Source organism: Peptoniphilus sp. GNH (assembly GCA_021307325.1).
GTDB lineage: Bacteria > Bacillota > Clostridia > Tissierellales > Peptoniphilaceae > KA00134.
Genome location: CP089931.1, coordinates 1,611,362 through 1,623,932, shown reverse-complemented (window position 1 = coordinate 1,623,932; position 12,571 = coordinate 1,611,362). Strand labels below are relative to the sequence as shown.

Here is a 12,571-nt window from a genome sequence, read left to right as displayed (position 1 = left end):
AAAATGACAGAATTAAAAAAACGTGGTCTCTTCAACGAAGATGGAGACATAGAATTATCAAAGAGAAAGATTTTTAACGGAAACACAACCAATTTAAACGATTTTAACAATTTAAAATACCTCTGGACATCAGACTGGTATAGACAAGCCATGAATAACTTTTGGATACCAGAAGAAATAAATCTAAACCAAGACATAAAAGACTATAGACTTCTGGACCAATACGAAAAGACGGCATACGACAAAATAATCTCCTTCCTAACCTATCTGGACTCCCTGCAAACAGCCCAGTTGCCAAACCTGCAAGCCTATATAACTGCAAACGAGATAAACCTCTGCCTCTCAATCCAGGCCTACCAAGAATCCATCCATTCCCAATCCTACTCCTATATTTTGGATACCATTTGTTCGCCAGAAGAAAGAACAAAAATCCTCTACCAATGGAAGGAAGACAAGGTCTTGCTCGAGAGAAACAAATTCATAGGCGACCAATACAATGACTTCCTAGAAGAAAAAAACACCTTCACTTTCATGAAGGCCCTAATAGCCAACTATATCTTAGAAGGAATCTACTTCTACTCCGGCTTTATGTTCTTTTACAATTTAGGTCGCATGGGCAAGATGCCAGGCACAGTCCAAGAAATAAGATATATAAATAGAGACGAAAACACCCACCTCTGGCTCTTTAGATCCATAATTATAGACCTCAAAAAAGAAAGCCCCGAGCTTTTTACAGATGACAAAGTAGAATTTTATAGGCAAATGCTAAAAAAAGGTGTCCAAGAAGAACTCTCCTGGGCAGCCTATGTCATAGGAGACAATATCCAAGGCCTAAGCCTTGAAATGGTAAGCGACTATATAAAATACTTGGGCAATCTCCGAGCCAAAAATTTGGGCTTTGAAGAACTCTATCCAGGCTATGACAAGGAGCCAAAATCCATGGAATGGGTCAGCGAATACTCAGATCCAAATGCCATAAAAACAGACTTCTTTGAAGCAAAACCATCAGCCTATACCAAATCAAGCGCCATAGAAGATGACCTTTAAAATTTAATAATCTAAATACAAAAAACTGTTGGATTTTATTTCCAACAGTTTTTTTGTAAGCCCCTCGGCTCGTATTTAGTTTTAAGCTAAGCCTATCTGTCTATATTAGATATTAGAGCATATCCTTCTAGATCGTATAGATAGGAGTAGGATGTGCTTGCTACAAGTATTTCAAAGTAAGCCCAATGGCTTTCTTTTAAGTCTGTGAAGCCTTTTATTTCACTCTTTACTTTTCCTAAGCTATTTTCCTTAACTTTTCTTTTGTCGAAGTGATTTAAGATTTTTACTGCTTCTGCTCTTGTTATGGCTGCATCTGGTCTAAAGCTTCCGTCTGGGTAGCCTTTGATGTGGCCGTTTGCATAGGCTCTTTCTATGGCTTCTTGATACTTGTGTCCTCTTATGTCTTTCATGTTAGTTGTTTTTTTGTTGTCTTTGTCTAGATAGAAGAGGGCTCTTGCGAATTCTGCTCTTGTTATGGCTTCGTCTGGTCTGAAGTTTCCATTTTCGTCTGTTTCCATGAGGTTTTTCTTTATCATGGCGTTTATCGCTGAGTTGTACCATGCATCTTTGGTGTCTTTTAGACCTGGGTTTTTGCTATTGCTTAGGTCTAGTCCTGCTAGTTTTGCTATCATTGAGGCTGCTTCTGCTCTTGTTATTTTTCCATTTGGTCTGAAGCTTCCGTCTGGATATCCTTTGATGTAGGCTTCTTTGTGTCTTAATTCGACCTTCTTTTCTTCTGTCTTTTCTACTTTCTTTTCTTCTTCTTTTGCCGGTCTTATTATTATGCCAAATTGAAGTTGTCTTGAGTAGCTATTGTTTACAGAGTTTTCTTGTGCGTTTTGATTTCTTCCTGAAGCTTCTGCTACAATGTTTGTTATTTCGTTTTCGTTTCTCGCATTGTCTATGTTTCTTTCTGCTTCTTGTCTTTGTTCTGGACTTAGGTTGTTGAGGTCTGAGATTTTTTTCTTGGCGTTTTCTTTTTGTGCTTCTAGAACTATGCCATCTACTTGTGCCTTGTCTGCTGCCCCGTCTACTCTTCTTTCGTAGTCATCTTTTTTGTTTTGGTCTAGCTTGTCTAGGGCTTCTATTTTTCGTTTTGCTTCGTCTTTGTATTCTATTAGACTTTTTCTTTCAGTTTGCTTTGTATTGGCATCTTCTACTGCTGCATTTATTGCATTTTCATCTTGGGCTTGATTTATTGCTTCATCTGCTGCTTGACGTTCTCCGTCTTCTAGCTTGTCCATAGCGGCTATTTTCTTTTTAGCATTTGCTTTTTGAGCGTCTAGAACTGCACTATTGATGTCGTTTTCGTTTTGCGCCCCTTCTATTCTTGCTATGAAGGGTGATTTTTCATCTTGGTTTAACTCTTTTAGTGCTTCTACCTTAGCCTTTGCTTGCACCTTTTTTTCTTCTAGGCTTCGTCTTTGATCTTGATCTGCTTGGGCATTGTCTACTACCGTATTTACTCCGTCTTCATTTTGTGACTGGTCTATTGCATTATTGGCATTTTCTTTCTCTGTTGGTGTTAGCTTGTCCATCTCAGCTATTTTCTTTTTAGCATTTTCTTTTTGAGCTTCAAGGACTATGCCATCTACTTGAGCCTTGTCTGCTGCCCCGTCTATTCTTCCTTCGTAGGCGTCTTTTTCATTTCGGTCTAGCTTGTCTAGTGCCTCCACCTTAGCCTTTGCTGCTTTTTTATCTTTTTCCAGTTGTTCTTTTGCTTGTATCTTTTGTTTTACTTGGTCTAGACGGTTTGTAAGGTCTTGCTTCCAAGCATCTTTTACCTTTCCTATTAAGTCTTCTACCTTGCTTATATCACTTGGTGTTAGACTTGCTACGTCTTTTCCTTCTAGGACTTTTAATTCCTTGTCTGCTTGGATGTATTTTTCTACTTCTGCTAGACGGTTTTGTAGATTTGTTTTTTCCTTGCTATCTCCTAGCTTGTCTACTGCTGTCTTGGCTGTATTGTAGTTGGCTTCCGTTTTTGTTTCTTCCGCTTTTTCAACTAAACTTGTTGCTTCTTGAACTTCTGCTCCCAGCCTTTGATTTTGTTGTCCCTGAGCTCTGTTTACTACGTCTTCTATGTCGCTTGCATTTGATGATTCTTCTATGGATTTATTAAAATCTTTTTTCTCTTTTGGTGTTAACTTATCCATTTCAGCTATTTTTTTCTTGGCGTTTTCTTTTGCTGCATCTAGGACCACTTTATTGACATCATCAATAGTGTTGGCATCTGTTACCTTCTTTTTGAAACCATCTTTTTCTGTCGGGCTTAGCTTGTCCAAGTTATTTATGGTTTCTTCCGCTTTTCTTTTTGCTGATTCTAGTTTTTTTGCCGCTTCTTTATTGTCTTTATTTTGTGCATCCGATACTTTTGTGTCTATTTCATCTTTATCGCCTGCATTTTCGATGCCTTCTTTTGCTTTTTTCTTATCTTCTTTTGATAAGTTGTTCATGTCATCAATTTTTTTCTTGGCATTTTCTTTTTGAGCTTCTAGAACTATCTTGTCTACATCATCAATTGTGCTTGCGTCTTTTACCCTTGTCTTGAAGCCATCTTTTTCTGTAGTGTCTAGCTTTTCTAATTTGTTTATGGCTTTTTCTGCTTCGGTTTTTGCTTCGTTTAGTTTTTTAACCTTGTCTAGACGATTATTCAGTTCAGTTTTCTTGCCGGTGTCTGTTACCTTTTCTACCTTTGCTTGAGCAGCTTGTATTTCTCCGTCTGTTACGTTTCCTTTTTTGTCTTCAAGCTCTTTTACTGCTTTTTCTGCTATGATTTGATTTAGTTTTTCTTGCAGTTCTTGCTTTTTGTTAGGATCTGTAACTTTATCTATTTCTTCTTGAGCCTTTTTGATGTTTTCGTCTGTGATGCCATCGCCTGTTAGTTTGTCTAGAGCTTTTTGGGCTTCGCCTTGAGCGTCTTTTTCTTTTTTGTCTGTTTTTACTTTTTCAAGGCGATCATTCAAGTTTTGTTTTTTGTCTGCGTTAGTTACCTTGTCTATTTTTTCTTTGGCTTCTTGTATTGCATCATCGGTGACATTGGCATTTGGTTTTTCAAGATCGGAGACTGCTTTTTCTGCTTCGTCTTGTAGTCCCTTGGCTTTTTCCACTTCACCTATGCGACGATTTAAGTCATTTTTCTTTCCTTCATCGGTGACTTTGTTTATTTTTTCTTTGGCTTTTGTTATTTCTCCGTCTGTTACGTTTCCTTTTTTGTCTTCAAGCTCTTTTACTGCTTTTTCTGCTATGATTTGATTTAGTTTTTCTTGAAGTTCTTGTTTTTTGCTAGGATCTGTAACTTTATTTATTTCGTCTTGAGCCTTTTTGATGTTTTCGTCTGTGATGCCATCGCCTGTTAGTTTATCTAGAGCTTTTTGAGCTTCGCCTTGGGCCTTATCTTCTTTTTCTTTTGCCTTTTTCGCTTCTTTTACTTGGTCTAGACGTCCTTCTAGGGCAGTTTTCTTGTTGTTGTCTGTTACCTTGTCTATTTTTTCTTGAGCAGCTTGTATTTCTTTGTCTGTTACGTTTCCTTTTTTGCCTTCAAGGGCGGTAACTGCTGCTTCTGCCACTTTTTCTTTTATGGTGTTTAGACGATCTGTTAGGCTTTGTTTCCAGTCTTGTTTTACTGTATTTATTAGACCTTCTGCATTGCTTATGTCGTCGTTAGTTACTCCTTCTATGCTCTTGCCTTCGATTTCTTTTAATTTATTGTCTGCCTTGATGTATTTGTCTACTTCTGCTAAGCGATTTTCTAGATCTGTTTTGGCTTGTCCATTTTCTAGAGCGTCTACTTTTGCCTTGGCTTGGTCGTATTTTTCTTGTGTCTTGGCATTTTCTGCTGCTACTACCAATGCTGTTGCTTCTGTTAGTTTTTCGTAGGCTGTTTTATTTGTTTTTATGGTGTTTAGACGTTCTGTTAGGCTTTGTTGCCAGTCTTCTTTTACTGCGTTTATTAGACCTTCTGCACTGCTTATGTCGTCGTTACTTACTCCTGCTATGCTCTTGCCTTCAATTTCTTTTAATTTATTGTCTGCTTTGATGTATTTGTCTACTTCTGCTAGACGATTTTGTAATTTTGTTTTGTCTTGACCTTGTGTTAGGGCTTCGACTTTTGCCTTGGCTTGGTCGTATTTGTCTTGTGTCTTTGCTTGTTCTGCTGCTTCTACCAATGCTGTTGCTTCTGTTAGTTTTTCGTAGGCTGTTTTATTTGTTTTTATGGTGTTTAGACGTTCTGTTAGGCTTTGTTTCCAGTCTTGTTTTACTGCTTTTATTAGATCTTCTGCGCTGCTTATGTCGCTTGGTGTTACGTCTGCTATATTTTTGCCTGCAAGGTCTTTGATAGCTTTGTCTGCTTTGATGTATTTGTCTACTTCTGCTAAGCGATTTTCTAGATCTGTTTTTGCTTGTCCATTTTCTAGAGCGTCTACTTTTGCCTTGGCTTCACCATATTTTTCTTGTGTCTTTGCTTGTTCTGCTGCTCCTACTGCTGCTGTTGCTTCTTCTAGTGCCTTATTGGCTTTTCCTTGAGCCGTCGCTTTTGCTTTGACGGCTTCAACTGCATCTGCGTTTTTGGCGCTGTCTACCTCTCCTTGAAGGGCGGTGATGTCACCTTGTTTTAAGCCCTCGATGCCTGCGATGGCGTTTTTTGTTTCTTCTTTTTTGCTATTTAAGTCTTTTAAGGCTTGGATGGCTTGGGTCAGTTCATTGGCCTTGCCATCCACTTGGTCTTGATCTCGTTGTGTGCCATTGTCTATGGCTCCTACCACGGCCTTGGCTTCATCTACCTTGGTCTTTAATGCCAGGGCAGGATCGGAGGTCTTGTCTTTTTCAAGCAAGCCTTCCGCTTCTTGAATTTTCGCTGCAAGGTCTGCCTTATTCACGGCTTTGGCGCTGGCAGTAAAGGTTTCGTCTTTGGTAATGGCTGTGTCTTGTTCCGGTGTCCAATAAATTTTGGTGCCGAATCCGTTTTGGGCAGTGGCTTTTGGGAATTCTCCTGCCGGTAGGCTTGTGCCATTTTTTACATAGAAGAAGGTGTTTTCTCCCTCCATGTCCACGCCACTCCCCTTGGCAAAGGTCACCTTGTGGGCATCTTGTGGTTGAGCATATGTTGGGTTTTTGTCGTATACCTTTTGCCCTTTTTGGGGTTTGTAAGCGGCTACAGCGGTCTTTAAGGCATTGGCAGCTGCATCCACCTCACCTTGGGAAACTTCATCATTATTAAACTTTTCTTTTGCCGTCTTTAAAGTGCTTTTAAGGGTCTCATCGACACTTTTTGTTACCCAAGTTCTAAAGACAGGGACATTCTCCCCATTATTGGCGATGACATCTGCCTTGGTTAAAGCGTCTGCAGCTTTAATGGCTTTATCTAACTCTTGCTTTTTCGAAAGCATATACCAGGTGCCGACGAAACGAACATAATTCCAACGTTCCTGTAGGTCATCAGGGCTATAGTTTGGGAGGCTTCTTCCTAAATACCATTTATCCCTTGGGTTTTGTTCCCAACCTTTAAATTTCCATTCATTTCCATTGCTAGGGTCTTTCCATTTGGTAGGGGTGGGGTCTTGTGGCCCTTTTGGGCTATACATAGGTCCTTTTTCCCAACCATTAGGACTTTCCCTAACATATATTCCATAAGGCTTGGGGGCTATCTTTTTTAGGGCATCGGGAAGCTCTCCTTGGCTTGCTTTAAATTCAAAGATAATTCGATTAATATAAAGACTTATTAAATTGTTATATTCATAACTTTCCTCATCATAATAATCGCCATTTTTTGCCCATATCGTAAGTATAGTTTTAGGTCCCCCATCTTCATATTGATCTCTTCGCGGACCCGGATCTTTAATCAATACACATGTTATGTCCGGATTTCCTTTAAATTCCAATCGGTCTTTAGTCCAACGGTCTCTAATATCTACTATCCCTGAATATGATCGGGCAAAGGCTGAAAATGGAAAGACTCCTATTAGCATAATAAGGGCCAGAAGTATGCTCCATAGCCTTCTTGCTTCAAATATTTTTTCTTTTTTCTTTTCGTATTTTTCTTTCAAAACTTTCACTCCTTCTTATCCTTGTTGAGATTTTGATACAAAGATACAATTCTAGTCTGATTGTAATTATATATATCTATATCTATATCTCAAGTAGGCATCAGGCTATGTCTAGGCTCTACATTGTATTTTTTTCTTCACATTCTTTTTGTGAATATGTAGATTTTTTTGATTAAAACTCACTTATGCTCGTTTTAAAAGTGTACTGCTTCTATTTTTGACCGCAAAAAAATTTTTTTGAAAGCAAAAATAGGAAAAGACAAGGCTCATGGTCTCCTTGTCTTTTCCTATTTATGATTCTATTTAATTTTTGTCGCTTTGTTTTATACTTTAAATTATTTTTTTGTCGCTTTGTTTTATGCTTTAAAAGTTTTTTTGCTTCTCTAATCTTTTTGTAAAATGAATTTAAAAATACACTTATAAAATTATAGATTTCATCTTTTATTTTTCAAAAGTTCTTTAAATAAAAGCAGGTTGGTAAGACTGCCGACTCCACCCGGCACCGGGCTATAAGCTGCCACTCTGTCAAAAGCAGATGGATGCAGATCCCCACAAATCTTGCCCTCAGCGTTGAAGTTGATGGATATATCTATCACCACTTGCTTGTCTGTGAAGTAGTCTTTTGTAAATTTTTCGGCCCTTCCCGTAGCAAGAAATACAAAGTCTGCCTGTCTTATTTCTGCTTTCAAGTCGGCTGTTTTGGAGTGGGCTAGGGTCACTGTGGCATTTTTATTCAAAAGCAGGGAGCAAAGGGGTCTGCCCACAACCGAGGACCTATTTATCACGAGTGCCTTTTTGCCTTCAAGCTCATAGCCATAGTAGTCCAAGATCATGACTGCCGCCTGAGCAGTGATGGGAAAGTGTCCACTTTCATCTCCTGTGAAGGCTCTTGCCAAATTTTTAGATGTCATGGCGTCAAGGTCTTTTTTAGGATCTAAAAAATCTTTTATTTCGTCTTCTTTGATATGGGAAGGCAGGGGTCTAAAGATGAGGACTCCACCTATTTTTTCGTTTTGATTGTAGGCCTTTATGGCGTCTTTTAAATCGGATGGGTCTGCGTCTTGTGCGAGGTTTTTGTTTTCGACTTTTATGCCGAGTTCTTTTGCAGTTTTTTCAAGGGCTCTTTCGTAGGAGAGGTCTTGAGGATTTTGACCCAGCCTTATGAGACCAAGTTCTGGTGGGTTGTTTAAATTTTTTATTTCTTTTTCTAGTTTTGTCTTTAAGAAGCTTCTCACTTCTTTGCCTGATAGGATTTTTGACATACTTCCTCCTTGTATGGGCGAAATTTGCCCATAAAAAAAGTGCAGCCTAAGCCGCACTTGTGTCTTATTATTTTATAACTCTGGATGCACTTACATATCTGGTGCTGTAATAGCCTTGATCCAACTTGGATACTATTACTCTGCCTTGACCTGATGATGCGTGAACAAATTCTCCATTTCCTATATAGATGCCTACATGGGAAACATATCCTCTGCTAAGTGTGTCAAAGAATACCAAATCTCCTGCTGCTAAATCTTCTTTTTCGATTTTTATGCCGACTTCAGATTGGTCTCTCGATGACCTTGGCAATTTGATGCCGAATTCATTTGTATAAACTGCATACACAAAGCCGCTGCAATCGTAAGATTCTGGGCCAGCTGTCGCATAGACATAAGGTGTGCCAAGCTTATCTAGGGCTGAGGAAATTATATTTGAAACCTTGCTATTGTCTGCTACGAAGCTTGGTCTTTCGACTGTGCCGAGCTTGTTTCTAAATTCTTCTGGTACGACTTCTATTCCTGCTTCAGCCATTTCTGCCGCTTCATTGCTTGATACGTTGTTGGGTAGGCTATTTAGGCTTACACAGTCTCCAGCAACTCTGTATTCATTACCATCCTTTAGAATGACAAAGAGTCCATCTACAAAGTCAACCACATCCAGCCTATCGCCTTTTTTGAAAAGGATAGTCTTTTGTCCGTCTTTTAGGCTGAAGTCTTTTTTGGCTTCTGTCGATGTTACAAATCTTTGGGAGTTGGATATGGCTTCAAGTGATGACTTGCTTACAAGTCCCTTTACTCCGTCTTCTGCAATTACAAGAGCTGTCGCATCTTTATCTTCTAAAAGTCTCAATTCTTCTCCTAAGAAAAGATTTCTAACCGTCTTACCATTGTTTTTAATGCCGGTATTTTTTACAACTCTAAATAACTTTATGTTGGTTTCAGTCAAAAGGATCTTTTCTTTGGGGACATTTAGTCTTGCTTCTCCCTTTGCCACTATGAAAGAAGACCCCTTGGTCTCTTTGATGGAGACCCTTTCACCTACTTTAAATTCTATCTTTTTGCCACTGTATGTAACTGTCTGATGTGGGTTTAGAAAAACTCCAGCATCTTTCATTCCGACAAAGGACGCCACGGCTAAAGTCGCAAGTCCCAGCGGAAAAACTTTTTTTATATTAAACAAATGAATACACTCCTTAAGTTATCCTAGATATTTCTTCATCGTCTTGTAAATTATAACAAATGATTTTTAAGAAATCAATAAAAAGTTACAAATTAGTTACGAATCTTTTAATATTTCTAAAAATCTACGCTTTATAGCCCAAAAATGCAAGCCTTGAAAGAGCTTTTTTTTATTTATCGGGGCAATTTTTGATATAATTAGCCTAGACTTTAAAAAAAGAGAGCGGTTTTATGAAATTTTCAGATGAACAAATTCTCGCTTCTAAGCACTTTCTTGGCCCTGCCCTAGTCCTAGCTGTGCCGGGTGCAGGCAAGACTACTCTAATCTTGAAGCGGTGCAAAAATTTAATAGATAGGGGCGTTGACAAAAAATCTATTCTTTCAATCAGCTTTTCAAAGGCTGCGGCTCTTAATATGCAGGAAAGATTCAAAAGAGATTACCCAGCCTATGCTCCTATAAAGTTTGCGACTATTCACAGCTTTTGCTTTGGCATAATCATGCACTACTGCCGGCTCAGATCTAAGACTTTGAAATTTATTGATGCTGACGGCTCACCCGGAAGTCTTTTAAGTCTAAAGAAGATCATGGAAAAAATGGGGCTTGCTCCCCTTACAGAGGAAAAGCTTACAGTCTTACTAACTGAAATTGGCTATGTAAAAAATATGTGTATGGATGCGAAAGAATTTGCCTCTGATAGGGCCTGTCAGACTCCTCTTTTTTATGAAATTTTCAAAGAATATGAGACCTTTAAGGAGAAGATGGGCCTTTTTGACTTTGATGATATGATCACCTTGGCCTACAAGATTTTGAAAGAGGATGCCTACCTTTTGAGAAGTATCTTGGATAATTTCGAGTTCATCCAGCTCGATGAGGGACAAGATACGTCAATTTCTCAGTTCAAATTAATAAGGCTCATTGCCAGTCGCAAAAAAAATTTATTTATAGTCGCAGATGACGATCAAAATATCTATTCTTTTCGGGGTGCTCGGTCTGATAATTTGAAAGATTTGGAGCTTATCTATCCAGATTTAAAAATCTACAAGCTCTCTACCAATTACCGGTCTTCCGATAACATAGTGAGGCTTGCCGGCAGTTTTATAAGCCAAAACAAGACCAGATACGAGAAAGATTTTCTCGCCAAAAAAGAAAGCCAAGAGCCTATCAAAATTCTGAAATTTACCTCGGCTCAGATTTTTGAAAAATACTTGCTAGATGACTTAAAAGAAGAAGAAAGCACTGCGATTTTATACAGAAACAACGTCTCCTCTCTTAGCATCTGTGAAATCTTGGAAAGAAATAATATTGATTTTACGATTAGAGATCGGGGCATGAGTTTTTACAACAATCCTCTGGTCTTTGACATAAAAGACATTTTAAATTTTGCCAAAAACAGGGGCGACTTTGCGGCTTTTTCAAGAATTTATTTTAAAATTAAAACTTATATCACAGGGCCTATGCTTGCATACCTTGCCGGGGTCAAGTCTTCCAATCTTTTGGAGGATTTGAGAGATTTCCCCGGCCTCAAGCCCTTTTATATAAAAAGATTTAGAGATTTATCGTCTATGCTGGATACGCTTATGTATCTTAATCCTCGCCACGCTCTTTCTTACATCTTAAAAGATTTATCCTATGAGGACTATCTAAAAAACGAGAATTTTAGATATTTAAAGCAAACTGGCTCGACTTATGAATTTTTAGATATTTTAAAAAATGTCGCCAAAAATTCTAAGACTTTGACGGATTTTTTCGGCAGATTAAAATATCTGGACTCTGTCTTGAAAGAGAGCCAATATAAGAAAAGTCGGATAAGTCTTTCTACGATCCATGGCGCCAAGGGCTTAGAATTTGACAAGGTCATCGTCGTTGACCTTTACGAAAACAATCTGCCCTCCCGCAGCTCTATCGATTTCTTGTCGCTTGGCAATGCAGAGCCTTTTGAAGAAGAAAGAAGGCTCTTGTATGTTGCCATGACTAGGGCAAGGTACAAGCTGCGCCTTTGCTATATAGAATATGAAAATACAAAAATGAGTAGATTCTTGACAGAGCTAAAAGGACTTTAAAATTAAGCACCTCTTTTTACAGGTGCTTTTTTGGTTTCTTACAATAGGTGTTTCATTTGATTTTACAATTCGTCCTTACAAAAAAAGCCGACTCACCTATGCGAGTTGGCTTCTAAGATTGATTTATCTTTTTATTTGAAATCTTTTGCACTTTTTTTGCGACATAAAATATACCCCGTCTATTTGACTTCCATTTTGCCAAGCACATTAGTCAAATCTTTTATACTCATGCTCAAGTTGTCCAGCTTTTGCTCTATGCGAACCAAAAGATAGGCAGCCACCGCAATTGGAAAGCCTATGTTGGCTATGCTTGCTAATAATTCGTCCATATAATCCACCTCCTTATGTAGGGCGAAATTCGCCTCTTATAGAGCATCAAAGCTCTTTTTCAGTAACTTGGATTAGTATTCTTTTTTCTATCGCCTTAAATTCGTCCTCAAGACTTAACAAGCCCTTGTTATTTATCAAATTTTCAAGATCTGTCAAATCTTCTTTTTGCAAGTTTTCCTTCACTCCAAGCATGGAGTAGTTTACCTTCTTGCCAGACTTTGTTCCAAGTACCAATCTCAGACTAGTTCTCATATCTTTCTCCTTTCTTCTCTCTTAGCATACCTTAGCTAAATGCGACCTCTTCCCCTCTTGGCATCCCTTAGCCAAGTGTGATTTCTTCTTCATCAATCCTGAAAGCCTTCGAAACCTTGCCATCAAAGCAATTTCCAAATGCCTTGGCAGCAAGAACGCAATCTTCGTTTCCCAATTTGTCGTTGATTTTAGCGAAAGTCTTATATTTGTATTTGACATCGCCAGAACCATTTTTTCCATCTTCAAGACCGATTCTTATCTTTCTGCTCATCATTTTCACCTCCTGTTTATATATACTCGGATAAGCAAAAATGTACTATAACTTTTTTTAAATTGCCCTTGACTTCATACGTGCAATATTTATAATTATAAGTGCAAGTAAACACACTTAGC

General features: G+C 38.4%; 8 protein-coding genes. 2 read left to right on the top strand and 6 right to left on the bottom strand.

The genetic code is table 11. From position 1 onward, the window contains the following. Positions 1-3 precede the first annotated feature (3 nt). Positions 4-1,047, top strand: a complete 1,044-nt coding sequence (locus LV469_07790) for a ribonucleotide-diphosphate reductase subunit beta (protein UHR02537.1) — start codon at positions 4-6, stop codon at positions 1,045-1,047. A 92-nt stretch (positions 1,048-1,139) separates the two neighbouring features. Here the strand turns inward: LV469_07790 and LV469_07785 are convergent, their stop codons facing one another. The 3 genes from LV469_07785 to LV469_07775 all read right to left on the bottom strand — a co-directional run bounded on the left by LV469_07785 (position 1,140) and on the right by LV469_07775 (position 9,536). Next, the gene (locus LV469_07785; protein ID UHR02536.1) at positions 1,140-7,094 is read right to left on the bottom strand and encodes an S-layer homology domain-containing protein; all 5,955 of its coding nucleotides are present in this window, start codon (positions 7,092-7,094) and stop codon (positions 1,140-1,142) included. Positions 7,095-7,528: 434 nt separating this feature from the next. Then, positions 7,529-8,356, bottom strand: a complete 828-nt coding sequence (locus LV469_07780) for a bifunctional 5,10-methylenetetrahydrofolate dehydrogenase/5,10-methenyltetrahydrofolate cyclohydrolase (protein UHR02535.1) — start codon at positions 8,354-8,356, stop codon at positions 7,529-7,531. Positions 8,357-8,423: 67 nt separating this feature from the next. Continuing rightward, positions 8,424-9,536, bottom strand: a complete 1,113-nt coding sequence (locus tag LV469_07775) for a C40 family peptidase (protein UHR02534.1) — start codon at positions 9,534-9,536, stop codon at positions 8,424-8,426. A gap of 230 nt (positions 9,537-9,766) precedes the next feature. Here LV469_07775 and LV469_07770 point away from each other — a divergent pair, with 230 nt between their 5' ends. Beyond that, positions 9,767-11,596 (top strand): ATP-dependent helicase, encoded by a 1,830-nt coding sequence (locus tag LV469_07770; protein ID UHR02533.1) that lies wholly within the window; start codon positions 9,767-9,769, stop codon positions 11,594-11,596. 179 nt (positions 11,597-11,775) lie between these two features. Here LV469_07770 and LV469_07765 read toward each other — a convergent pair whose 3' ends face one another. The 3 genes from LV469_07765 to LV469_07755 all read right to left on the bottom strand — a co-directional run bounded on the left by LV469_07765 (position 11,776) and on the right by LV469_07755 (position 12,452). Continuing rightward, complete coding sequence (locus tag LV469_07765) at positions 11,776-11,925, bottom strand: YvrJ family protein (GenBank protein UHR02532.1); 150 nt, start codon at positions 11,923-11,925, stop codon at positions 11,776-11,778. A gap of 46 nt (positions 11,926-11,971) precedes the next feature. After that, entirely contained in the window at positions 11,972-12,178 is a 207-nt protein-coding gene (locus tag LV469_07760) for a hypothetical protein (GenBank protein UHR02531.1), read from the bottom strand. Positions 12,179-12,245: 67 nt separating this feature from the next. Further along, positions 12,246-12,452: a hypothetical protein gene (locus LV469_07755; protein ID UHR02530.1), complete on the bottom strand. Its 207-nt coding sequence runs from the start codon at positions 12,450-12,452 to the stop codon at positions 12,246-12,248. Between the last annotated feature and the right edge of the window lie 119 nt (positions 12,453-12,571).